The organism is Streptomyces sp. V4I8 (assembly GCF_041261225.1).
In the GTDB taxonomy this organism is placed as follows: domain Bacteria; phylum Actinomycetota; class Actinomycetes; order Streptomycetales; family Streptomycetaceae; genus Streptomyces.
In genome coordinates this window covers 302,993-326,757 of record NZ_JBGCCN010000001.1, presented here as the reverse complement: position 1 = coordinate 326,757, position 23,765 = coordinate 302,993, and the positions used below count along the sequence as shown (strand labels likewise).

The window sequence follows — 23,765 nt, the reverse complement described above, 5'->3', positions numbered from 1 at the left end:
GACACCAGGACCGGTGGCTTGGAAAGCAGTTTTCACAGCTGGACAGGCCCACGGAATCGTGGCTTTGTCACTTCGTCGCCCATTTAGGCGCCGGCAGTTCACTGAAGGGGGCTGCGCAGCAGCGCATACCGCCAGCGTCACTGCCGTGGAATCAAGAGACCAGAGGCGAGGGCGGCTTGGAAATACCCGCAAGACCGCCGTCCGGTACCCCAAGGCCGCCGTCGACCACAAGCGCGTGACCTGTGACATACGAGGATGCCTGCGAGGCAAGGAACACGGCAGCCCCCGTCACCTCATCGACGCTGGCCCACCTGCCGTTGGGCACATGGCTGATCAGCCAGTCCGAGAGAGGCGCCACTTCACTGGCGACCTTGGTCATGTCGGTCAGAGTCCATCCAGGGCACAGGGCGTTGACACGGATTCCCTGGCGCGCCCAGCCAACGGCCAGGCTTCGTGCAAGCGAGATCTGCGCGGCCTTTGAGGCGCCGTAGGCCTCAAGCCTTGGAGCTCCCATAATTCCCAGAACCGATGACATCAGCACAACGCTGGCCCGGCTGGACTGGGCGAGATGGGGGTGGGCTGCTCGACATATCCCCGCGCTGGCATTGACGTTGACGGAGATGACGTCTTCCCACTGGGGCATCGGGAGCTCCTGAAGCGGAACGATCAGCGCCGTCCCGTCTTCCGTGGTCGGCGCGATGCCGGCATTGTGGACAAGGATGTCCAGGCCCCCAAATGCGCTGACTGCCTGGTCGACCACTCCTGCAGCAGCACCGGAGTCGGCCAGTTCCGCTGCGATTGCGACACACTTCCTGCCCATTTTCTCAATCACATGTACCGTTTCTTTCAAAGCGTCCAAGGTGCGGGCAGAAACGGCTACATCGCTTCCCGCTTCGGCCAGCGCAATTGCCACGGCCTTGCCGATGCCGCGCGAGGCACCGGTTACGAGAGTGCGCGCTCCGTCGAGGCGAAATTGCTCCATAACGGTCACAGGGAGGCTCCTTCTTTTTGCGCGGAAGTCCGTGCTGTACTCGTAGGAATCTGCCAGGCATGCGGATGGAATGGAACGGGATAGCTCTGCCTGCGGCCCAAGACTGAGCCTGGATACATCCGGAGGTGTTCCTTGGTATGCGGCGTATTGGCGAGCAGGGGTGAGGCGGTCGCAGGGCCCTGTATCTGCACGGGCCGCGCCGCCATGCTTGCGATCTCGCCGCCGGAAACCGGGGTTCTGGTCTGTCACACCGTCTTCGTGTGCGCCTTAGCAGCACATTCGTCGACGTAAGACACGACCTCTTGGATGGAACGATCGGGTACAGCTTCTCCCTCGTCAAGCGTGATGTTCCATTCACGATCTACAATAACGAACAGTTCTACCGCTGCGAGCGAATCCAGCCCGAGGTCTCCGAGAGTGACATGCCGGCTGATTTCTTCAGCAGGGACATCGAAATTATCACTAAGTAATTTAACAAGGTTAAAGTATGTGTCGGGCATGATGGCCCCTTTCTGCGGCTCGTGTGAGTACGACAGTGCTATCCGGAAGGCCGGCGTGTGGCCGTGTCCCGTTCCAAGGCACCCCTAGCAAACATTTGGTGTGCGCCTGATGGCAACAGCCAGCCGCCATGAGTGCGTGAATACGTTGAACGTTCGTGAGTGCTGGACGGTCGAGGACTGCGACGGCCTTGGGATCAGACGAGCTGGGTATCCGGTGAGGCCGCCTGAGGGCCGCAATCGAATTGGCACCTCTTTCCCGGATGCTGGCGGGGGTTGGGCGGTTTGCCTGACAGGCGCGTATGGACCCGACGTGTGGGTTTTCGATGTGGAGGACCGTCTCCGCCGGAGGCTTCGTGCGCTTGGTTACCCGTGTCCGGCGCTGACGTGTCCGGCTCTGTCCCGCGTTTTACTCCGGGCTGGAGGACGCCGGGACTTGCCTCACGGCGGGCGCCTGGGCGTGGGACGGCGGGCTCTGCTTATCCTCGCCCGTCTCGGCAGAGGGCACACCTGTGTCCGGCCCGCGGCCGGTTTCGGTGTCGGCGTTACTGCTGTCCGCCGCTGGGGCACGGGGCGGTCGCGCTCCGGGCCGCGCTGGCAGCGCGCTTGCTGATGCGGTCAGGGCCGTGTTGGCAGAGGCGTTCGTGATCGTGGACGGGACGTTCCTGCCGGTCACCCGGTCGTTCGTCGGCCTGTTCTTCCTGTTGAGTCGGCACGGAGCGCGGTGCCGGTGTTGCCACCGGTCCGTTTCTCGGGCCTTCCACCCGAAGGGTGGACACCTGTTTGTTTGTTATGCGGCGAGTGTCAGGGTAGCTGACATCTGTTCGTAGGCGACGGGGCTGAGCTGTCCGTTCGCCGAGTGGCGGCGCCAGGTGTTGTACCGCGTCAGCCAGCGGAAGAGGGTACGCCGGCAGGCGCCGGCCCCGTCGAAGCGCCGTGCTCCCTTGAGGATCTCCCGTTTCAGAGACGCGTGGAAGGACTCGCAGGCGGCGTTGTCCGCACTCGTCCCGACGGCACCCATGGACTGGGTGACTCCCAACTCCCGGCAGAGGCCGGCGAATTCACGGGATCCGTACTGCGCCCCGTGATCGCTGTGGAAGATGGCGCCGTCGAGGCTGCCACGGGTGGCGGCGGCCATCTTCGAGATAGAGGTGCTCGCCGTCTCCGACGGGGAGATACGTTATGTCGCCCATGTACTTCAGGTTCGGCGCGGCAGCGGTGAAGTCCCTCTTGAACAGGTCCGGCACCGGCGTCTGCGACGGCTCGGGGATGGTGGTGCGTATGCGCTTGCGCAGGTGGAAGCCGGTGATGCGGAACTTGCGCATGACGCGGGCGACCCTCTTCTCGTTGATGTGCATGCCGTGGGTGTCGCGGAGCTCGGCGGTGATGCGTGGGGCGCCGTAGGCGCCGTCCGAGTCCGTGTGCACGGCCCGGATCCTGTCGGCCAGGACCTGGTCATCCCGCTCGCGCTGGGCACGGGCCTCACGCGAAGAGCGCCACTTGTAGTAGCTGGAGCGGACGACGTCCAGCACGTGGCAGAGCCGCTTGACCTCGAAGGTCTCGCGATGGTCCTCGAAGGTACTGGAAGCGGCTCGTCACCAGCTCATCTCGGAGGCGAAAAACTTCGTGGCCTTGCGCAGGATGTCGCGCTCCTGGGCGAGCGTCGCATTCTCCTTGCGCACCGTCTTCAGCTCCGTGCGCAGGGTCGCTAACTCGGCCTCCAGCTCTTCCTTCGTGGCCTTGCTCACCGGGGTGTCCTTCATGTTCTTCGTGGGGCTGCCGCCGCGGGCGCGGTCGGCGCGGATCCAGTTCCGCAGCGTCTCCGGGTTGATCCCCAGATCGCGGGCGGCCTGCACGATCGTGAGGTCGGGGTCCGAGTGGTACAGCGCGACGGCGTCGGCCTTGAACTCGGGCGAATAAACCTTCATCACCATAAGTGGTCCCTCCTGCCAGCCCCTCACCGGGGCCGATCGAAGGTGTCCACCACTGCGGGGGAAGTGCCGGACACGGTCCGGGTCCCTTGCCGAGGCCGGTGGGGCCTGTCCACCGGCTGGCAGACGGCAGCAGGTCCCACACGCAGACTGCGGGCCCTCGCCGAACAAGCCCGCCCAACCCATGCGGTGTTCAACGGCGTCACGCACCGCTGTGCTTGGGGGGTTCCCTTGCCGTCTGACAGGGTGCTTCCCTGTGAGCGTTTCCGGTTCGAGGTCGCCCGAGAACCTACGGTCCCAAAGCTGCCAACCTATGACACCGGCCGATCTTCGTGTCAGGGAATGCTCCTGGCCAGGCAGGTCAAGCTAGATCGGCCCAGCGCTCGATGCTTCGTGCTCAGGCCTCATCCCGCACACCGATTCTCGAGTGGCGGTGCGGTGAACAGCCCACGCGAACCTATCGCGGCCTTGTCCGGCAGCCGTGTTCTTTCCTGGAGGCAAGGTGACAACTGCTCAAACCAACCATGCGATCGGCGTACTCGGCATGGGTACCTACCTGCCTGCCCACTGCCGCAGCAACGAAGAGGTTGCAGCTCTGGCTGCAGGCGTCACAGCCCCGTGGATCGCCCGGCGGACCGGTGTCCTCAGTCGTCATATCGCAGCCCCTCACGAGGCATCCTCCGATCTTGCTGCCATCGCCGTCAGGCGAGCACTGGCGGTAGCCGGCCTTGAGGCCGATCAGATCGATCTGATCGTTGTCGGCACCGGCACCCCAGACGAGGTCGGCTCGGCTACCGCATGCCGGGTGCAGGCACTGACCGGCGCAAGCCGCGCGGTGGCCCTGGACGTGAGCGCGGCCTGCGCCGGATGGGTCTTCGGCGCACGTGTGGCGAGGGATTGGCTGCTCGCGGACACCAGCGCGCGTTACGCCGTAGTGGTCGGGGTAGAGGTGTTCTCGCGCTTCCTCAGCCCCCGCGACCGCAGCACCCTGGTGCTGTTCGGTGACGGGGCCGCCGCAGCCGTGCTCGGCCCGGTTCCGGCAGACGGCGGTTTTCGCGACTTCTGTCTCGGATCAGATGGCACAGGAGCGGATCTCGTCCTCATCCCCGCAGGGGGAAGCCGGCATCCGGCCAGTATCTCCACCGTGGAAGACGGCGGTCACACCGTCCAGATGCGCGGGCAGCACATCACCTCATATGTCAGCTCCGCCTTTCCCCGCGTCGTCAGCGAAGTCCTGGCCCGCAACAACTTGGGCGTGAAGGACATCGATGTTTACGCCAACCACCAGCCCAACCCCGTCCTGCTCACCAATCTCGCCGAACAGGCCGGCCTCCCCATCGACCGGCTCATCATCGTGGGAGACAAGGTCGGCAACATCGGTGCGGCCAGCGCGCCCTACGCCCTGGCTGCGGCCGCCGCCCGCAGCCGACTCAAACCCGGCTCCCGTGTGCTGATCACCGCCTACGGCGCCGGCCTGACCTGGGCCGGGGCCTTGCTGACCTGGACCGGCGCCCCTGTCCATCACCAGGCGTCCGGCGACTGGCAAGAGTCCGACGGGACCGACATGTCCATCATCCTGATTTAAAGGGCCGTCATGAACTCACCCTTCGTGCACTTGGCCACCCTGAAGGTAGCCACCTGCATCGCGCACCAGCCTGGCCATGGCGAGACTCACGCCGTCGATCGCCCCGAAGCCGACCAGGCAGTCGACCGCCTGCTCGTGGCCCTGCCCACTGACTGGCTCCTCATCCTGTATCCCGGATCGCGGGCGAACCGCGGTCAAGGAGCGCACCGTGCATGACGACTACTTGCACGACGCCGTACAAGCTGCCCTTCGTGAACTGGCACACGACCACAATCGGGCCAGCCCCCTCGCCGGGATCTCCGCGATTGCGAGCTCCGCCCACCGCATCAACCGTGGGACCCCCGAAGACACGGACACGCGTCTGGCCGCCACCACGCCGAACGGCCTATCTGCGAAGCCCAACCATCTCGAGGGTGCACAAGGTGCAGCCGCCTCCGAAGCTGCGGTGAGGATGGATCAGTTGGTCGCGCAGGACGACGCAATCACAGCCGTCTTGGCCTCAGCAGACCAGGCCCGGTGCAGGGAGCGGCTCATCGAAGACGTTCCTGCCCGCATCACCCGCGACGCACAGCACCTCATGAACGTCACCGTATGGACAGAGCGAATGATCTTCCTCCTTCATGAGTCACAAAGGAGCGACATCGAGCATGGCGATCACCACTGAACCACCCACAGGCGCCCAGCCCAGCGCCGTCGTCTCCCCTGCAGGACACCAACACCCCGCAAGCAGTGCATAACTTCCGTCACACGCGCAAGCTGGCGCGGCTCGTGGTAAAGGACGACCGATGAAACCGAATCTGCGGTCCCTGCCGCCTCGCGGTTCACAAATCCTGGGAATAGGCAGCTGGCAACCAGACCGTGTGGTTACCAACGAGGAGCTCTCCACCAAGCTGGACACCAGCGACGAATGGATCCGGCAGCGTGTCGGCATCATCGAGCGACGCTACGCCGACTCCGACGAAACACTCGTCGACATGGCAGTGCAAGCGGGCAGAAATGCCCTGGCTGACGCCGGACTCTCACCCGACTTGGTGGACACAGTGATCGTGCCCAACTGCTCGATGCCAGCACAGATCCCCAACGCAGCCGCACGGGTAGCTTACCAGGTCGGCGCACACGGTGCCGGGGCATTCGATCTGAACGCAGGCTGCAGTGGATTCTGTTACGGACTCGCTGTCGGCTCCGACCTTATTCGTGCCGCATCAGCCCGCTACGTACTCGTGATCGGCGCCGAAAAGCTCACCGACTTCGTGAACCCGCTCGACCGCACGACAGCAGTCATCTTTGCCGACGGGGCCGGCGCGGTGCTGATCGGGCCGAGCAAGCAGACAGAGATCGGCCCGGTGGTGTGGGGCAGCGCGGGGGAACAAGCCGACAAGCTTGGCATCGACGAGCACGGATATGTACAGCAGTCCGGAAACACAATCTTCCGCTGGGCCATCACCAAGATGCCGTCGACAGCCATCCGCGCACTCGACGCTGTCGGCCTCACTGTCGCGGACATCGACGTCTTGCTCCCTCACCAGGCGAACATGAGGATCATCAAAGCTACAGAGGCAGCGCTGCGCACCGAAGGCCTACGAGACGACGTCACCATCGCTGATGACATCCAGTACTCCGGCAACACATCAGCAGCCTCGGTCCCCATCGCCCTCGACCACCTGCGCAAGCAATCACGGATGAAATCAGGCGACATCGTCGTCACCGTCGCGGCCGGCGCCGGCCTCACCTACGCCGGACAGGTACTCGTCTGGCCGTGACAGATCCCGCAGAGCAGCGGGTCCGGGTCCAGCCAGCCGGAGCATCGGGCCTGCTCCGATGAGTGTGGCACCCAGGTACCCGTCCCGACGGGGCCTGAAGACCGACCAGCCTCTCGTATCGGCCACGACTCTCACGCCCTCAGGGCCCCCAGCACCCGCAGGCGGGCTCATCAACGCCGTTTTTGCACTCGGGGAGTAACCACCATGACTTACAGAACCGATGGCGTCCTGCACGCTCTGTTTCATTCAGAGTCGGGCGGTCATGAACAGGTCCTGCTCTGCCAGGACCAGAGCAGCGGGCTGAAGGCGGTGATCGCCATCCACTCAACAGCCCTGGGCCCTGCCCTCGGCGGCACCCGCTTCTACCCGTATGACACCGTAGAAGCTGCTGTCGCTGACGTTCTGAATCTTTCACGGGGGATGTCATACAAGAACGCCATGGCAGGTCTTGGCCTCGGCGGCGGCAAAGCTGTGATCATCGGGGACCCGCAGCGAATCAAGACCGAGGAGCTTCTGCGAGCTTATGGCCGCGTTGTGGCGTCCTTCGAGGGCCGCTACATCACGGCATGTGATGTAGGCACATGCGTGGAGGACATGGACATGGTGGCACTCGAATGCCCATGGACCACTGGCGTCTCCCGCAGCAACGGCGGCTCTGGGGACCCGTCGATCCTTACGGCCTACGGCGTCTTCGAAGGCATGCGCGCCTGTGCACAGCACGTATGGGGCGGTTCTACACTGCGCGGCCGCACGGTCGGCGTCGCCGGCGTCGGCAAGGTTGGCCACCACCTCGTCGAGCATCTCCTGGCTGATGGGGCCGAGGTAGTCATCACCGATCTCCGCGCGGAGTCGCTGCACCGGATCACCGACATCTATCCTCAGGTGCGGGTGGTCCGGGACACGGACGAACTGATCCGAACTGAAGGGCTGGACGTCTACGCCCCATGTGCTCTCGGCGGTGCACTGAACAAGGACACGGTCCCCGTACTCACCGCCCGCATCGTATGCGGGGCCGCTAACAACCAACTCGGCCACCCTGGTATCGAGAAGGACCTCGCCGACCGCCGCATCCTTTACGCCCCCGACTACGTGGTGAATGCCGGCGGTGTCATCCAGGTAGCCGACGAACTCCTCGATTTCGACTTCAACCGATGCAAGGCAAAGGCGTCAGCCATCTTCGACACCACACAGGCAATACTCGTACGAGCCAGAGAAGACGGCATTCCCCCCGTGGTAGCGGCAGACCGCATCGCGGAGCAGCGGATGGCAGAAGCGCGCCGTTCACCGGCAGCCTGAACCTCGTGCACAGGCACCTCAACCAAGGCCGCGCGGACGCCGACCGGCAGCCGCAATCTCCCCGCGCCGGCTCGCGCGGACGATCCTCACCAGATCGTCCGCCAGGCCGGTCGAGCATGCAGGAAGCCGGAGCCGACAGGTTCCACTCCAGGACGGGCACGGCCCATTGCCACATGGGCAGGCCCCACGCGGCACACCCGTGAGTCTCACAGTCGGCGCAGACGACCGCGATGTGTACCCCCGGCGGGTGCAGAGCGCAGTCAGCAGCAGAACTCCAGGAACTGCGACCTGTTCTTGGTCTTCTGAGAGGGCATTTGATCTAGGCGTATTGCCCTGTATGCCCTAGTAGGTTCCTCGCCAGGTTGGCGTGGCCTCGTCCGTTATGCGCTTGGAGAGGTTATCGATTGAGGCGAGGTGGATCATGGCTTCGGAGCTGGCGGTGAGGGTCTCGTAGTCGCGGGCGAGGCGGCGGTGCATCATGATCCAACCAATACTTCGCTCTACCACCCGGCGTCTTTTCACGACGTGAAATCCGCGCTTCTGCGGGCTTCTGTTGACGACTTCGACGTCGATTCCGAGGCGGGCGCCGTGTTCGATGACGGCGTTCTTGAAGCCTGTGTCGACCCAACTCTTGGAGATGGTGGGGTACTTCGCCTTCGCCTGGTCGAGGAGGCGTATTCCCAGGGCGTTTTCCGAGAGGCCGGCGGCGGTGACGGTGACCGCAAGGATGAGGCCGATCGTGTCGGTGAGGATGCCGCGCTTCCGGCCGACGATCTTCTTCGCGGCATCGGTTCCCTGGCTGGTCAGGGGCACGTTGGTGGAGGTCTTGACGCTTTGGGTGTCGATCACGGAAGCGGTTGGTTCGGGCTTGCGTCCGTCCTTCACGCGGGCGAGTCCGGTGAGGTCGTAGTTGAGCTGGGCGAAAATTCCCTCGTCGCGCCAGGCGGCGTAGTAGAAGTAGACGGTTCCGTGGCCCGGGAAGTCGTGCGGGAGGTATTTCCAGGGGATCCCTGTGCGGTTGATGTAGAGGAGCGCGTTGAACACGTCACGTAAATCGACTTGGGCCGGCTTTCCGGTGGGTCGGCGTTCGAGCCGGGCGTTCCGCCAGGCCGTCAACGTCGGCTCGATCAAGGCCCATCGGGCATCGGACAGGTCGCTGGGGTACGGCTTGCGCTCGTTCACGGCCCAGCGTGATCATGCGAATGCCGGAGGGGGCGGTTCCGCTGGAGGTCGGGCGGTTCCGTGGCATTTTCAAACCAGACGGGTTTCCGGGTATGGAACTGCACGAGACGGACAGTCCGGTGCGCGACCGGGAGGAGAGCATAAGTGTTCCACTCGAACAAGTACCGCCAGAACGGGCACGCTCAAGACTCGCATACGGGATGAACCCTATGTGAACGCCCTCTTAGTGGGCGTTTAGGGATGGATTGAGACGCTAAGTCGCTCCTGCGGCCAACACCCTTCGGGGTGATTCGCGCCTTACATGCGCCTTCACGGCATCCCGGGTGCCGATCCGGTCGCCCGTTTGATCCGCTCCTCAGCGCCGAATTCCGTCTGGTCTAACAACGGGTTGGAAGCTTCCTGTCTGTCGGTAACTTCCAGGCGTTTCAGGCCGCACGCGTTGGCGATAAATGTGGCAAAACATGTTGAAACGGTCGGCGTGAATCACCATCAAACGCCCACTTAGAGGGCGTTTTGTCCAGATTTAAAATGTCCTTTTCCATCCCTCATGGGCGACTGATTCAGTAATGTTGGCCTCCTTGGTCATCCCGAATGTCCGCTTTAGTGCTTGACTGGCGAAGCCCGCCCGACCATGAAGCGGATAGGTCTACCCATGTTCAAACCAAACGCGTTTCATGAAATAAAACGGGGCAAAACACCTCATGCGATCGCCGCATGAAGTAGGAACGTTAGGGATGTACAGCATGAATCCGACACAGCCCAAGTCGGATATTGACGCCCATAAGTAGTTCAAACGCCCTCTTAGAGGTCGTTTTCATCTTCAGTGCGGTGTTATCTATCGTTTTGTGACCGCTGGTGATCTGGTGCTGGTGAGTCTCCAGTGCGGGTCGCGGCTGGCGAGGCGGATGGTGTGGCGTCTGGGAAGAGGGCCGACCTACGCCTGTCTCATTCCAGGACGCCCGGACCTGTCCCGTGCTCCCGCTAGCCAGAACACACGCCTGGGCGCACGCCCCCAATCGGCGGTATGCCCAGGTCATGACGGAACGTCGTGCGTATCCGAGTGATCTGTCCGATGCCCGCTGGGAGTTGATCGAGCCGGTCCTGTCCGCCTGGCGCTTCGAACGCCGGGGCCGGGCGCTGGACTTCGGCCGGCCGCCCCGGCACGATCTGCGCGAGATCATGAACGCGATCCTGTACGTGGACCGCACCGGCTGCCAGTGGGCCTACCTCCCGCACGACTTCCCGCCCCACCAGACGGTCTACGGCTACTTCGCCAAATGGCAGACCGACGGCATCTTCGCCCAGCTCAACGGCCTGTTACGGGAGTTGGTGCGCCAGCAGGAAGGCAAGCACCGCCACCCCTCGGCCTGCGTGATCGACGCCCAGAGCGTCAAGACCTCCACCTCCGTCCCCGCCAGGACGCAGGGCATCGACGCGGGCAAGAAGATCGTAGGCCGCAAGCGCAGCATCATCACCGACACCCTCGGCCTGCTGCTCGCGGTACTGGTCACCGCCGCCGGCGTCCAGGACTCCACCGCTGGTCGCGCCCTACTCGACACGGCAGCTGTAGTTCTTGATCGGTTGGTCATTGTTGCTGGTCAGGTGGTTGCTGCGGCGGTGATGTTGTTCCAGCGGCGGTGGGCTTCGGTGGCTTGCTGTTGATGGTGGCGGCGCCATGCGGACCAGTGCAGGAGGTGCTCCAGGTCGCGGCGGGGAGGGCGCAGGGCGGTGGCGCGTAGGAGTCGCAGCAGCTCGCGGGTGCTTGAGGGGGCGAGTGGGCCGCTGGGTGTCTGGGCGGCGGCGCGGGCTTGGGTGACGGCCAGGATGGCTGCGGCGAGCATGCTGATCAGGCTCCAGCGCATCCAGGAGTTCCAGCAGGTGGTCTGGCCCTCGTCCAGGCCGCAGTCGGATTTTCCGGCCTGGAAGTCCTCTTCGATTTTCCATCTGCAGCACACCACATCGACCAGGGTGGCCATGGTGACCGCGGTTGCGGAGTGGCAGCGGTAGAAGGAGAGTTCGCGGGTGTAGCGGTGGCGGCGCACCAGCAGGTAGGAGTGGCCCGGCCCGGTGCTTTCGGGGGTGTCGTCGGCGAGGACGCCGATCATGGCCCAGTCGTAGTGACGGTCGCCCTTGGTCCCGTGGCCGGTACGCATGCGCATCCAGGTGCGGCGGGGTAAGCGGGCGGCGAGTTCGGTGGCGGTGAAGCGGCCGGCTGGGGTGGTGACGCGGTGGTCGGCGCGGACCGCGAGGGCGTAGTCGAGGCCGAGTGCCCGTGCATGCCGTCGCAGCTCGCGACCGCCGTACACCTCGTCGCCGGCCAGCCAGCGGGCCGGTATCCCCAGGGCACGTACACGCTGCAGCATGGCGGCCGCGAGCTGTGGCTTGGTGGCGAACAGGGTCTCGTCGGGGACGTGGGTGAGCAGGCGGCGTTCCTCGTCGGCGGCCCACCCGGCGCCCAGGTAGAGGGCGCGGTCGATCAGCGTGTGCCCGCTTACCGAGGCGTAGGTGAGGTGGACGGAGACCTGGCACAGACCGATACCGCCGAGCGCCCCGGAGTACTGGTGGGCCGCTCCCACGCAGTCGGTCGAGGACTTCTCATCACCGGTCTCGTCCACGATCAACACCGCCTGGTCGTCCGCGAGTTCACCGGCCGCCCAGGTCATGAGCCGGTCGCGGGCCAGATCGTGGTCCCACACACCACGGGAGAGGAAGTGCTGCAGCCGGTGCGGGCCCGAGTGCCCCAGCGCCTCGCCGAGCGTCCAGCAGTTGCGCGTATCGAGCTCCATCAGCATGCCCTCGGTCATCTCCCGCGCCAGCAGGCGCGGTTCCCGGCGCGGGAAGCAGTCAGCGACCTCGGCCATCACCGCCCCGAACGCGGCCGTCCACTCCTGCCCGGCTATCGTGGCCTCCACGGCCACCTGTTCCTTGATCGTCGTCACAAACGCTCATGATCACGGTGGCCGTCCCCCTACCCTCGGCCGCCCCCGCACCCCCGTTGACCAGCACGAACACGCCAACGATCAAGAACTACAGCTGCCGTGACTCGAGCAGGCCGCCACCGAGCACCCCACCCTGCGCAAGGTCTGGGTCGACGGCGGCTACCGCAAACACTTCGTCGAGCACGCCGCCACCCTCGGCATCGACCTCGAAATCGTCCAACGCGCCCCCGGGACCAGGGGATTCACCCCGATCCCGAAACGCTGGGCCGTGGAACGGACCTACGGCTGGCTCATGCTGCACCGCCGCCTGGTCCGCGACTACGAAACCCACCCGAAGCCATGATCCACCTGGCCATGACCGACCTCATGGCCCGCCGCCTCACCGGCGAGGCCACCATCTCCTGGCGCGACCCGACATCACCGGAACAACTACGCATCACAGGATGAAACAACGGGAGAAAACGACCTCTAAAGTTGACCACGCCCACAGCTCGGGACTCAGATCGCCCCCAAGCGTCACCAGTACGGCCCGCCCCTTCTCCTGTTCAACACGTTCACGCCTGTGACTGCTAAACCAGCTTCCGATACGACCGATGGCTTGGTCTACTGAAAGTGTCAGCCTGCACAACATGGCGGCATGCATAATGCCTATTAGCGCTGTTCTTTAGGCTCGCATCTAGTTAATGCACCTAAGAACAGAAGACACGGTCACATTGATTCGTTTACTTGGTGGCGCATGGAAGGAGTCTGTCGGGAACGAGAAACGTGGGGCAAGCAGTTGGTCATAGTGAGGCAAAACTATCACGGCAGCTGCGACAGACGATGTCGTTTCGGGGCTGCCCGAGGTGTCGATGGCGCTGCAGGAGCTAGCTGGCCAGGGTGGGCCAAAAGCAGCTGGCCCTGTTGCTGGCGAGTGAGCCATGCGCAGCCTGAATAGGGCACGCTCACCACGGCGGAAGACTTTCAGGGCTCTGCTAGCAGGTGCCTCAGTACAGGTGATCTCGTTGGCGGCGAACTCAGTGGATCCGATCAGCACGTCACTTCCATTCCCCAGTACATTCCTCCTTTGGAGCAGCTATGACCCTCTCTGCTTACGACGAACGCCAACACCCGCGCGGCTCCGATCCTGCCTGGCAGGAAACCATGTGGTTCGGCGCATATGACCGCGATAGTGAATTTACCCTCGATGTGCACCTGACTCGCCAACCATCCCGGGGAAGGATCGAGATCAATGTGTGCGCAGCACTGGGGGGCGAAGTAATCTCTCTAGGCGCCGTCCACACCGGCGATGACCTCTTCGCGATTCCCGGGCTCGAGCTGAGTGTCATCGATCCCATGAAGCAACTCAGGATGAGCTTTCGCGGGCAGGGTAATATCGGGCCTGACCGGTACGGCATCCATGCTACGAACCCGCACGGAGAAACGCCCTTCGAATTCACTCTCGACATGCATACAAAAATTCCCGTATGTGATCTCGGGGAGTTTTACAAGAAAAGGTACAGCGGGAAGGTCATGGGGGATAGCTATGTGGCCGTGGGAAAGTTTAGCGGACATTTTAGGCATGGCGGGAAACGTGTATCGGTTTCCGGCATTATGGGCAGGGATCATAGTTGGGCCAACCGTGACTGGTCCTTTGATTACTGGGGTGCCGTGTACGGTGTGCTTGACGACGCAAAGACTTTCGTCTGCTTCACGTGCGTGCCGGATCTGGAGAACGATTTTGCAATCGTTCACGACAAGAACGGTACGCATGACCTGGGTATCCCAACGTTCTCCTGTGATTTCGGGCGCACTGTCAAAGGGGTTTCCGATGGCAGTGTCCATCTCCCGGCCTCCTTGCCGAAGGAGCAGCAACGCTTGGATATGAAGTCGTCTCTCGTCTTTCCGTACTGGCAATCGAGCTGCACTTCGGCTCGGAAGAGTCAGCTCTGGTGTCAAAATGTGTCCACCTTTCACTGGAACGGCATGAGCGGGGTTGGGTTGCTCACCATTGGATATAGCGGTGACAGCGTTCATCTCCCTTCAGGCCTTGAACGTATTGGCGATCCTCCTTTGCTCGGGGATGGACATCATGAAATGAGGCCACCTGGGTGCTAGCGCCAGAATTGGGCCTTCGGCATGATGCACGGTTCATACCACGCCCTGCAGCCCGCTAACGGGAGTTTGCTGATTTTCTCGTCGCGGGCGGCCTGTATGCCGCCGACTCCGAACATTTCACCAATTCATGAGGACCAGATGGCCACGGAAGACTTTACGGATGCTGTGCTCACGCTGGACGGGAGACGGGAATTGTCCAGGGAGCTTATCGGCGGCAAGACTCATAGCCCGAACCGTGTGAGCGCTGGGCATGCCGGTCCCGCAGGCCTTCACGATCACCGTGGACGTCGGCTTGGGTGCCGACGATTTGAGCAGTCCCTTCCCGAGGCGGCGTGCCAGGCGGCGCTTACCCGTCTCTCGGACACTGAGAGCGCCGCATGAGCATTTCCAGCAGTTCTCGCTTCCGTGTCTTACACGCCATGCGTGTGAAGGGGCTCGCCTCCGGCGAGGCCGTCGCTATGTTCTCGGGCTTAGCGCCGGATGAACTCGCCCGAGAGCTGGCGGCTCTTACCGAGGACAACCTGGTGCTGCGTCGGGAAGGCCGCTTCGCGGGGTACATGCTGACGCCGGCTGGAAGGCAGGCGCACCTGCCGCTGCTGCTCGTCGACGTCGCGGCACAAGCTACCCAAGCAGCCCTGAGCGAGGCCTACGACGGCTTCCTGCCGCTCAACGGCGAGTTCAAGCGGATCTGCGCTGCATGGCAGACCTCGGAGCCCACTGGACTGCCCAACGATCACAGTGACGGCGCCTACGACCGCGTCATTATCGAGAGGCTCGCCGACGCGCACAAGCGAGTGGTCGCGGTGCTGGCGCCGCTGGCCGCTGCCCTGGGCCGGTTCGAACTGTACCCGTCCCGCCTGGAGGGTGCCCTGGGACGGATCCGCAGCGGGGACACGGCCGCTTTCGCCCGGCCGATGGCCGACTCTTACCACGAAATTTGGATGGAACTACACCAGGACCTGCTTCTGAGTCTCCAGCGGGAGCGTTCCGCGCTCGACGAAGGCCTAGCTTAGGAACCATCTGATTTGCCGCGTGACCCGCGCAGCAGAATGCGATTCAACATCACGATCGACAGGGAATCTTCGGTCCTGGATCTGATGCCTGTCTCAAACCGGAGAAAGGAGCTCAATGAAGAACACTTGGCCAATATTCGATGGGGCATCCCAAACATTCCCCATCTACTCGCGCGCCAACGTCGCCGAGATTTTCCCCGACCCCATCAGTCCGTTGAACGCATCGGCGGGTCTGCAGGTGAACATGGAGCTGGGGTGGCGGGACGCCTTCGTCGCGTGCGGCGTCTGGGATCATGACCTCTACGACTCGGCCGTCGACTTTAATATCCTGCCCGCCTTCGGTGGCTACCTCTACATCAACATGTCACTGATGCGTCTATTCGGCGTGCGTGTGCCGGGTATGACGACGGAGGCAGTAGACCTGCAGTACTTCGGGACCATGCCGGGAATTCCCAGCTACGACAGTGAGCGCCGGGACTTCGACGTGAGTCCAGAGTTCTCAGCTAAGGCAGGGGCGTGGCTGGTCGAAGATGTGCTCGGCGTGACCGATCTTTCGGACTATGACGCCGACCGTAAAAAGGTGATCGAGATACGGGCACAGCGTCCTGATCTCGCCAGTTTGACTGACCGTGAGCTACGAAATCGGATCACCTCCTTCGGTCCGACGCTGCAGGGGATCCTCCAGCGGCACATAGAGGTAAGTCTCAAGGCGGGCGTCGGGCTGGGCGCCGTCGCGAAGTTCGCGGATATGGTCGGCCGCCCGGAACTGGCGTTGACGCTCGTTGGCGGTCTGGGCGACGTCGACTCTACCGGGCCGTCCATAGGGATGTGGGCGCTGTCCCGGCGAGCACGCACGGAAGCAGTCGGCGCATTGTTCGACGCTGGAGTGGGCAGCTTGTACGAGAGGATCGCCGCCAGCGAGAACCCAGAAGTAAGGGAATTCCGCTCAGAGCTGGACCGGTTCCTCGCGGAATGGGATTTCCGCGGCCCTTCGGAATGGGAACTGCGAGCCAAGACGTGGGGCACTACCCCGGCTCTGGCTCTGGCAGCTATCGAGCGGATGCGCCTGGTCGACGACGCTCAGGCGCCAGCAGGCAAGAACGCCGACAGGGCGGCTCAAAGAGAATCTGCCACTGCCACCATGCGTGAACTCCTGGCGGGATCCCCGGAGGCGGCCGCACAGTTCGAGCCCGCGCTGCGCGCTGCTGGGCTCTGGCTGCGTGGTCGAGAACGCGTCCGTACCACCGCTGCGATGCTTCTCCACGAGCTTCGGATCGCCGCTCTGGAGCTGGGCCACCGGGCCGTGGTGGCAGGGTGCCTGGACACTGCGGAACAGATCTTCATGTTGTTTGAAAATGAGTTGGACGAATGGCTCGGAAGCCCGGGCTCCTTTCGCGAGACTGTGCGCGATCGGGAGAAGGTCTATCTTGAACTGTTCGACTATGAGCCACCCTTCGTCATGGTCGGCAAGCCTGAGCCGTTCACAGACTGGAAGCCTCGTTCGAAGCGACCCGCTGTTCCGGCAATGGCAGGCGAAGTCCTGTCTGGTGTTCCCGCCTCAGCCGGCGTAACCCGTGGCAGGGCACGGGTGGTGATGTCTCCGGATGACCCCTCAGCATTGGATTCGGGTGACATCCTGATTGCGCCGCTCGCTGACCCGTCTTGGACGCCGCTGTTCTTGTCCGCCGCGGCCGTGGTTGTTGACGTCGGAGCACCCGCCTCCCACATCGCGATCGTCAGCCGCGAGCTGGGCATCCCGTGTATCGTCTCCGTAACTGAGGCCACCCGCCGCATCCCGGATGGGACCATGATCGAAGTGGATGGCGCCACCGGACAGATCACGGTTCTCGCAGGGTAGGCAGCAAGGACACGGACCCCACGATCCGGCTCGTGATTCGTCTGTGTCGAGAACGGCGCTCTGTTCCCTTCGGAGCTTGGCCTTCTAGTAGACTGTCGCGGCTAATTTTTGGGATATAGGTGGCGCAGTTTGATGCGTGCGTCGTGGGTGGTGAACTGCCAGTCCACCTGACGTTGGTCGGTGTTGGTGGCGTTCTGCCAGGCTGAGAGTTCGGTGTTGAGTGTGTTGAGGTCGCCGATCCGGCGGTCGAGGCATTGCCTGCTCAGCGCGGCGAGTTCGGTCTCGGCGATGTTGAGCCATGAGGCTTATTCACGGGGTGGTGCGGCCCGGATTTCTTGATCATCAGGACGGCCCTGCTCGGTAGTCTGATGTCTGCGAAAACGTCAGAAGTGAACCGGGGCAGGGCCGTTGAGCTGGAACGTTACGGCAGGGTTAGCCCTGGCTATTCAGCGGAATTGGTTGAGCTGACAGCCTGACAGCCTGACAGCCTGACAGCAGAAAGGTGCCGTTGACCTGCGAGGATGCGAGTGTCTACGTCGTATCCGCTGCAGAGAGCAAGGCACCTTTCTGGTGGTCGAGAGTACAGGGTGGGACCGTCGGCTGTCCGTGGCTGCTGACGGGAAGAAGCTGGTAGGGCACGCGGGGGCGGTGCTGCTGCGGAAACTGGCCGACCGCCTGGGGCTGACGGGTGGACTGGCCCGGGTGCTGCCGTCGAGTACGGCGGCCGGGTGGCGGGAGCGGAGCGGGGTGCTGGTCCAGCTGGCTGTGGCGATCGTGCTCGGAGCACGGAGTCTGCTGGAGGCCGAGCAGCTCCACCTGCACCACCAGCAGCTCTTCGGCCCGGCTGTGTCGGACTCGACGATGCGCCGGGTGCTGGCCGGCCTCGACGAACACACGCTGCGAAAGATCGCGAAGGTGCGGCGGCGGGTGCGCCGCCAGGTGTGGGGCCTGCTGCATCTGCGGCCGGGCGGCTTCCCCTATCTCACCGTTGCCGGACGGCACTTGAAGGGCTGGATCGTCGTGGACCTGGACGCCACGGTCATCACTGCCGCTTCGAAGAAGGAAGGGGCAGCGGCGACGTTCAAGGGCACGTTCGGCTTCCACCCGCTGGCCGGCTGGTGCGCGAACACCGGTGAGAGCCTGGCAATGGAGCTGCGCTGCGGGAATGCCGGGGCGAACACCGTCGAGGACCACCTGCGCGTGCTGGCGGCCTGTCTGGAGCAGGTCCCCGGCTCCTCGCAGGCCAAGCTCCTCATCCGCGTCGACGGCGCCGGGGCCACGCACGGCCTGCTGGAGCACCTGGAGTCACTGAACACGAAGCGGCGCACGGTCCGTTACACCGTCGGCTGGAAGATCACGCCCGAGGACGAGGCGGCGATCGCGAAACTCCCCGAAAGCGCATGGGAGACCTCCCTGCACCAGGACGGCAGCGTCCAGGAGGGCTACCAGGTCGCCGAGTTGACCGGGGTGAACACCGGCGAGGGCTGGCCCGAGGGGATGCGGCTGATCGTCCGCCGGGTCAGACCCTCACGGCGGCAGCACAAGAAGCTGACCGACTTCGAGAAACAGACCGGCTGGCGCTACTCGATCACCGCGACGAATATCCGGCACCTGTGGGGCATCCCCGGCTCGCACCAGGTCCAGTTCCTCGATGCCCTGCACCGCGACCACGCCGAGGTCGAGGATCGCATCCGCACCGGCAAAGCCATGGGCCTGCACAACCTCCCGTCCAAGTCGTGGCAGGTCAACGCCGGATGGATGCTTGCCTGCAACCTCGCGGCTGATCTCGACGCCTGGCTGCGGCTGCTCACCCTGCACGACCAGGACGGGCTCGAACACGCCGAGCCGGACACCATGCGCTTCCGCCTCTACCACCTGCCCGCCCGCCTCGCCGACCACGCCCGACGCCGCTACCTGCGCATCGAACGGACCTGGCCCTGGGCAAAGGCGTTCACCACCTGCTGGAGCAGGCTCACACAGCTTCCGGCCGTCACCTGACAGCCGGCCCCGCCCCGACCAGGACCAGGAAGGAGGAGGACCGCAGTCTCCGGGCCTGTGGAACCCGGCGCACCCCGCGGCGTTACGCGACGGCCCGTCCTCCAACGGCAGAGGACATTACGGGCGAACCGCCGGATCACTCAGCGACCGAAACCCGCTGACGAATCGAGGTTAGACAAGGATCAACTGGACGGGCTGGTGGTGCGGGTCCATCAGGCGCTCGTGGAGGACCCGGATCCTGCGGTGTCTCCGGCGCGGATGTGGTCGCTGGGCCTGTACCGGTCGGTGGTCCTGGTGCTGTTCCTCCTGCGGCAGAACCCCGTCCAGGAAGCGGCGGCGGAACTGTTCGGTGTCAGCCAGGCCACTGTTTCCCGGCGGTGGACGGGGCTGCTTCCGGTGGTGGAGAAGGCCCTCGCCGGGCATGTCCCTGATCCTGTGGAAGCCTCAGCCGGCCGGATCGTGCTCATCGACGGGACCCTGGTCACCACGTGGGACTGGGCGAGCGAAGGCACCGCTATGTTCTCCGGCAAGCATCGTGAAACCGGCTTCAACCTGCAGATCGCCGCCACGCTGTCCGGAGACCTGCTCGCGGTGTCCGAGCCTGTCCCGGGCTCCCGCCACGACATGTACGCCTGGCGCCAGTCCCACTTCCCGGAGACCTTCGCAGAACGGCAGAGCATGGGCGATCTTGGGTACGTGGGTTCCGGCATGCTCACCGCGAGACGCAAACCACCTGGTCAGCAACGCCCCACTGGCGCCAAGATCTACAACCGGAGCATCAGCAGCCTCCGCGCCGCCATTGAGCGAGCGATCGCACACCTGAAGACTGGAAGATCCTCGCGACCCGCTACCGCGGCCCCCTGGCCAAGTTCCCCCTCGTCGCCAAAACCGTCACCGCCCTCACCTTCTACAAAAAGGGCTGGTGAAACCCCGTGAATAGGCCTCCAGGACCCGTGTTTGGGCGTGTGGTGGATCTCGAGGCGTTGAGTCAGGGCGAATGCCTCTTCTGGTTCGAATGCCTCGTACAGTGAGGCGATGTCGTGGGTGTTGAGGTTGTCCATCACCAGCACCACGGTCTCGGCTGCTGGGTAGTCCACGCTCAGCAGCTGCTTGACCTGGCCGGCCCAGTCGATCCGGGTCCGCTGGGACAGTGCCTGCACGCGACGCCACCCGCGTAAGGGTTCGACCCACACGAAGATGGAGCATGTGCCGCAGCGGATGTACTCGCTGTCCTGGCAGGCGTCGTGGCCAGGTCGGGCCGGGAGCGGGCCGCGGGCATGGTCGAGGAGTTGGTAGGGCTTCTCGTCCATGCACACCACCGGACGTGCCGGGTCATAGGGCCGGGCATAGACGGCCAGCACGTCTTCCATCCGGGCCGTGAGGGGCCCTGCGTTTTCCGGACAGCTGCCTATTGGCTGATTTATGCGGCGAGCTGCTGATTCAGGTACTCGTTGTGGACCTCTCGTGGGGTCCGATACCCAAGTCCTGAGTGGCGGCGTTTCGTATTGTAGCGGACCTCTATGTAGCGGGCAATGTCACGGTGGGCGTGCTCGCGGGTGGGGTAAACGGTCCGATGGACCCGTTCGTTTTTCAGGGTTGCGAAGAACGATTCCGCAAGGGCATTGGTGTGTCCAGAAGGTGATTGTGAGCTTCTGATGTAGAAGACGGAAACGAACGGTCGCCATGCTGTTGTGGAGATGAAGGTAGGTCCTTCGGCATCGGCATGCAGGTGCAGGTGTCAAACCACCATGAGCTGCTGCGGTGAATGAGCCGTGGTGGTGAGCGTCATGGAAAAGCCGTACTGAATGCGGCAGGTGGGGGCTGAGAAGGCGAACGCAAGTGAACCACTGATGACGTGTCGTAAAGCGTGGACGACATCAAAACCAGGGCCTCAATGCTGTCCTGGGATAAGTCAGACGGGAACCTGTCTACTGGTCTGGCGGTGTCCGGCATGAAGGTGGCGCGAGCTCAGTCCGGGGCTTCACAACGGAACTGGAGAACTCCTTGACGCGAAACTGCGATCCACGGGTTAACGTGGCTCGCGAGAGGGAGAGGCGCAAGTGGTAAAGAGCCATGAGGGCCGGAGTACCGGTCGCGCGTCGGGAGGGCGGAACGTCCCGTAGTAGTGATGAAACCTCCGTAATAGAGGCGGAGCGAAGGGGGCGTGTTGTTGGGTGTCGATCGGCGATCAACCAGTGATGGGAGGAATCGGATGGTCGAGACGAGACCAGCTGGCAAGCCGTTTGATATTCCGAAGCGGCTAGTCTGGAACGCTTACCTGAAGGTCAAGGCCAACAGGGGAGCGGCTGGGGTGGATGGGCAGTCGTTAGCGGAGTTTGAGCAGGATGAGAAGAACAACCTGTACAAGCTGTGGAATCGGCTGTCCTCGGGAAGCTATTTCCCCCCACCCGTGAGAGCGGTTGATATTCCCAAAGCCGGCGCTGGGACTCGGATCCTTGGGGTTCCGACCGTGGCCGACAGGATCGCTCAGACGGTAGTGGCCATGACATTGGAGCCTGACGCGGAGCTGGTCTTCCATCAGGACTCGTATGGCTATCGCCCGGGGAGGTCCGCGCTGGAGGCGGTGGAGACGTGCAAGCAGCGGTGCTGGAGGCATCCTTGGGTGATCGATCTCGACATCCAGGGGTTCTTCGACAACGTGCCGCACGCCCCCATCATCGCGGCAGTGGAAAGGCATACCAAGCTCTCGTGGGTTCTGTTGTATGTGAAGCGATGGCTTGTCGCCCCCGTGCAACAGCCCGACGGAACGCTCGCCATTCGGGAAAAGGGGACTCCTCAAGGGTCTTCTATTTCACCGTTGTTGTCGAATCTGTTCATGCACTACGCGTTTGACGCGTGGTTGGCTCGGGAGTATCCGGCGATCAGGTTCGAGCGGTACGGCGACGATGCTGTAGTGCACTGTGCCAGTGAGAAGCAGGCGAACTTCGTCCGCAACATCATCGAGCGCAGGTTGCTGCAGTTCGGATTACATCTCCATCCGGAGAAAACCAAGGTGGTGTACTGCAAACAGGAAGGTCGTGAACGGGAGTTCCCGGTCACAGAGTTCACGTTTCTGGGGTACACCTTCCGTCGTCGGGCAGCTCGCTTGCGGGATGGGAGGCTGAAGACCGGCTTCCTTCCCGCAGTGAGCAAAACAGCCATGAAGTCCATGGCGAGGACTGTCCGGAGTTGGCGACTGGGGCGCTGTACCGAGCTGAGCTTTCGGGAGATCGCCGCGATGATCAACCCCGTCGTGGCGGGATGGATCAATTACTATGGGCGCTTCTACAAGTCCAGATTGATCAGGTTCCTGGAGCAGCAGATCAATCCGTTCCTGGTGAAATGGGCCCGGAGGAAGTACAAACGGTATCGTCGTGCCTCAAGGAAGGCCCGGAGAAGGCTGGCTGAGATCGCCTCAGCGTTCCCGGGCATGTTCGCTCATTGGAAGCATGGCGCGTTGCCTACTGGTTCAACAATGGGAGCCGTGTGAGTCGCGAGGTTCACGCACGGTTCTGAGAGCGGCGGTGGGTGAGATTCCCGCCGCCGACTCACCTCGTAACAGATACCGGTCCGTCCGATGGATTGCCGGATGCTCAATCTGTCCAGCGTCTTGGCGAATTGCTCCGAGGTGTAATTACTGCCGCGGTCCGAGTGGAATATGGCGTCCTCGGAGAGCGGATGATTGCGCGCCGCCATTTCGATGGCGGCCTCGATGAGCGGAGTCTTGTAGTTGTCGTCCATCGCCCAGCCTGTCACGGCTTTGGTGTGGCAGTCGATGACGGTGGCGAGGAATAGCCAGCCCTCCCAGGTCGGAATGTAAGTGATGTCACCGACCATTTTCCGGCCGGGCGCGTCGGCGGTGAAGTCGCGGTTCACGAGGTCGGGGATCGGGCCGGCCCGGCCGTCGTTCTCGGTGAGGCTGTGGCGCCACGGCCGTGGCTGGCAGGCCTGGAGGTCCAGCTCCCGCATGAGGTCACGCACGAGTTCGGGCCCGCAGGCCACGCCCCAGGCAGTGAGGTCGGCGTGGACGCGCCGGTAGCCGTACGTGCCGTCAGAATCCTCGAAAGACTTGGTGATCAGTAATTTCAGTTCCTCTCGTCGCCGGGCGGTCGCCGAAACCGGCCGGCTCCGCCATTCGTAGAATCCGGAGCGGGACACTTCCAGCCAGTCACACATCTTCGCGACCGGCGGTATCTCTTCGGTGTTCGTGGTGGATGTCGCGTACTCGGCATCGATGAACTCGAACTTGTCGCTCACCGAGGATCCTTGGCAAAGTACGCTGCGACTTTTTCCAGGAAAGCGACCTTCTGCCGCAGTTCCCTCAGTTCGCGTTCCTGCTCGCGGAGCCGTGCCCGTTCATCCACCGTCAGGGGCGGCTCCTCTCCCACGTTCTCACGGCGGTAGGCGTTGACCCAATTCCCGAGCGTTCCTTCGACAAGTCCGAGTTCCCGGGCGACCTGGGCAACCGGACGCGACGTCTCGATCACCATCTTCACGGCCTCTTCCCGATACTCAGGAGTGAACTTCCTACGTTTCTGCGACAACCGACTTCCCTTTCCGAACAGACCCACCTTAGTGGGACCACTGTCCGGAAACTTCGGGGCGCCTCACCGCGAAC

Annotated in this window: 17 protein-coding genes and 4 pseudogenes; 12 read left to right on the top strand and 9 right to left on the bottom strand. The window is 63.4% G+C overall.

Features of this window, described 5'->3' with window-relative positions:
- Positions 1 to 151: 151 nt before the first annotated feature.
- The 3 genes and pseudogenes from ABIE67_RS01575 to ABIE67_RS01565 form a co-directional block, all read right to left on the bottom strand.
- Positions 152 to 982 (bottom strand): SDR family NAD(P)-dependent oxidoreductase, encoded by an 831-nt coding sequence (locus tag ABIE67_RS01575; protein ID WP_370268044.1) that lies wholly within the window; start codon positions 980 to 982, stop codon positions 152 to 154.
- A gap of 254 nt (positions 983 to 1,236) precedes the next feature.
- Positions 1,237 to 1,491, bottom strand: a complete 255-nt coding sequence (locus tag ABIE67_RS01570; protein ID WP_370252211.1) for an acyl carrier protein — start codon at positions 1,489 to 1,491, stop codon at positions 1,237 to 1,239.
- Positions 1,492 to 2,278: 787 nt separating this feature from the next.
- Positions 2,279 to 3,422: pseudogene (locus ABIE67_RS01565) on the bottom strand (IS3 family transposase).
- 499 nt (positions 3,423 to 3,921) lie between these two features.
- On the opposite strand from ABIE67_RS01565, the gene ABIE67_RS01560 reads away from it, so the two are divergent.
- From ABIE67_RS01560 to ABIE67_RS01545, 4 genes are all read left to right on the top strand, one after another.
- Complete coding sequence (locus ABIE67_RS01560; RefSeq protein WP_370252209.1) at positions 3,922 to 5,004, top strand: 3-oxoacyl-ACP synthase III family protein; 1,083 nt, start codon at positions 3,922 to 3,924, stop codon at positions 5,002 to 5,004.
- Positions 5,005 to 5,212: 208 nt separating this feature from the next.
- Positions 5,213 to 5,668 (top strand): hypothetical protein, encoded by a 456-nt coding sequence (locus ABIE67_RS01555; RefSeq protein WP_370252207.1) that lies wholly within the window; start codon positions 5,213 to 5,215, stop codon positions 5,666 to 5,668.
- A gap of 121 nt (positions 5,669 to 5,789) precedes the next feature.
- The gene (locus tag ABIE67_RS01550) at positions 5,790 to 6,764 is read left to right on the top strand and encodes a beta-ketoacyl-ACP synthase III (protein WP_370252205.1); all 975 of its coding nucleotides are present in this window, start codon (positions 5,790 to 5,792) and stop codon (positions 6,762 to 6,764) included.
- 204 nt (positions 6,765 to 6,968) lie between these two features.
- Positions 6,969 to 8,060, top strand: a complete 1,092-nt coding sequence (locus ABIE67_RS01545; RefSeq protein WP_370252203.1) for a Leu/Phe/Val dehydrogenase — start codon at positions 6,969 to 6,971, stop codon at positions 8,058 to 8,060.
- A 342-nt stretch (positions 8,061 to 8,402) separates the two neighbouring features.
- Here the strand turns inward: ABIE67_RS01545 and ABIE67_RS01540 are convergent, their stop codons facing one another.
- Entirely contained in the window at positions 8,403 to 9,242 is an 840-nt protein-coding gene (locus ABIE67_RS01540) for an IS5 family transposase (RefSeq protein WP_370252200.1), read from the bottom strand.
- 1,035 nt (positions 9,243 to 10,277) lie between these two features.
- Here ABIE67_RS01540 and ABIE67_RS01535 point away from each other — a divergent pair.
- Positions 10,278 to 10,805 (top strand): annotated as a pseudogene (locus tag ABIE67_RS01535) (IS5 family transposase); the annotation flags it as partial.
- A 35-nt stretch (positions 10,806 to 10,840) separates the two neighbouring features.
- Here ABIE67_RS01535 and ABIE67_RS01530 read toward each other — a convergent pair.
- Positions 10,841 to 12,181: an IS701 family transposase gene (locus ABIE67_RS01530; RefSeq protein WP_370252197.1), complete on the bottom strand. Its 1,341-nt coding sequence runs from the start codon at positions 12,179 to 12,181 to the stop codon at positions 10,841 to 10,843.
- A gap of 103 nt (positions 12,182 to 12,284) precedes the next feature.
- Between ABIE67_RS01530 and ABIE67_RS01525 the strand changes: the two are divergent.
- The 6 genes and pseudogenes from ABIE67_RS01525 to ABIE67_RS01500 all read left to right on the top strand — a co-directional run.
- Positions 12,285 to 12,628: pseudogene (locus ABIE67_RS01525) on the top strand (IS5/IS1182 family transposase); the annotation flags it as partial.
- A 630-nt stretch (positions 12,629 to 13,258) separates the two neighbouring features.
- Entirely contained in the window at positions 13,259 to 14,278 is a 1,020-nt protein-coding gene (locus ABIE67_RS01520; RefSeq protein WP_370252193.1) for a hypothetical protein, read from the top strand.
- A gap of 377 nt (positions 14,279 to 14,655) precedes the next feature.
- Entirely contained in the window at positions 14,656 to 15,291 is a 636-nt protein-coding gene (locus ABIE67_RS01515; RefSeq protein ID WP_370252188.1) for a hypothetical protein, read from the top strand.
- Positions 15,292 to 15,406: 115 nt separating this feature from the next.
- Positions 15,407 to 17,149 (top strand): PEP-utilizing enzyme, encoded by a 1,743-nt coding sequence (locus tag ABIE67_RS01510; RefSeq protein WP_370252186.1) that lies wholly within the window; start codon positions 15,407 to 15,409, stop codon positions 17,147 to 17,149.
- 570 nt (positions 17,150 to 17,719) lie between these two features.
- Entirely contained in the window at positions 17,720 to 19,147 is a 1,428-nt protein-coding gene (locus ABIE67_RS01505; RefSeq protein WP_370252184.1) for an IS1380 family transposase, read from the top strand.
- 198 nt (positions 19,148 to 19,345) lie between these two features.
- Positions 19,346 to 20,083, top strand: a complete 738-nt coding sequence (locus ABIE67_RS01500; protein WP_370252182.1) for a transposase family protein — start codon at positions 19,346 to 19,348, stop codon at positions 20,081 to 20,083.
- Between the two features lie 20 nt (positions 20,084 to 20,103).
- On the opposite strand, the pseudogene ABIE67_RS01495 reads toward ABIE67_RS01500, so the two are convergent.
- Positions 20,104 to 20,457: pseudogene (locus ABIE67_RS01495) on the bottom strand (transposase); the annotation flags it as partial.
- A gap of 110 nt (positions 20,458 to 20,567) precedes the next feature.
- Positions 20,568 to 20,804: an integrase core domain-containing protein gene (locus ABIE67_RS01490; RefSeq protein ID WP_370268040.1), complete on the bottom strand. Its 237-nt coding sequence runs from the start codon at positions 20,802 to 20,804 to the stop codon at positions 20,568 to 20,570.
- Positions 20,805 to 21,359: 555 nt separating this feature from the next.
- On the opposite strand from ABIE67_RS01490, the gene ltrA reads away from it, so the two are divergent.
- Positions 21,360 to 22,637 carry a group II intron reverse transcriptase/maturase gene (ltrA, locus tag ABIE67_RS01485; RefSeq protein WP_370252180.1) on the top strand — a complete coding sequence of 426 codons (1,278 nt, stop codon included), beginning with the start codon at positions 21,360 to 21,362 and terminating at the stop codon, positions 22,635 to 22,637.
- Here the strand turns inward: ltrA and ABIE67_RS01480 are convergent.
- Positions 22,586 to 23,404 carry an IS3 family transposase gene (locus tag ABIE67_RS01480; protein ID WP_370252175.1) on the bottom strand — a complete coding sequence of 273 codons (819 nt, stop codon included), beginning with the start codon at positions 23,402 to 23,404 and terminating at the stop codon, positions 22,586 to 22,588. The genes ltrA and ABIE67_RS01480 overlap by 52 nt on opposite strands.
- Positions 23,401 to 23,718, bottom strand: a complete 318-nt coding sequence (locus ABIE67_RS01475; protein WP_370252173.1) for a transposase — start codon at positions 23,716 to 23,718, stop codon at positions 23,401 to 23,403. Before ABIE67_RS01475 ends, ABIE67_RS01480 begins: the two co-directional genes overlap by 4 nt.
- Positions 23,719 to 23,765: the final 47 nt, after the last annotated feature.

Excerpts from the sequence above, each read along its gene's own strand:
- ABIE67_RS01575 (WP_370268044.1), bottom strand. The coding sequence starts at position 982 with ATGGAGCAATTTCGCCTCGACGGAGCGCGCACTCTCGTAACCGGTGCC.
- ABIE67_RS01570 (WP_370252211.1), bottom strand. The coding sequence starts at position 1,491 with ATGCCCGACACATACTTTAACCTTGTTAAATTACTTAGTGATAATTTC.
- ABIE67_RS01550 (WP_370252205.1), top strand. The coding sequence starts at position 5,790 with ATGAAACCGAATCTGCGGTCCCTGCCGCCTCGCGGTTCACAAATCCTG.
- ABIE67_RS01545 (WP_370252203.1), top strand. The coding sequence starts at position 6,969 with ATGACTTACAGAACCGATGGCGTCCTGCACGCTCTGTTTCATTCAGAG.
- ABIE67_RS01520 (WP_370252193.1), top strand. The coding sequence starts at position 13,259 with ATGACCCTCTCTGCTTACGACGAACGCCAACACCCGCGCGGCTCCGAT.
- ABIE67_RS01515 (WP_370252188.1), top strand. The coding sequence starts at position 14,656 with ATGAGCATTTCCAGCAGTTCTCGCTTCCGTGTCTTACACGCCATGCGT.
- ABIE67_RS01510 (WP_370252186.1), top strand. The coding sequence starts at position 15,407 with ATGAAGAACACTTGGCCAATATTCGATGGGGCATCCCAAACATTCCCC.
- ltrA (WP_370252180.1), top strand. The coding sequence starts at position 21,360 with ATGGTCGAGACGAGACCAGCTGGCAAGCCGTTTGATATTCCGAAGCGG.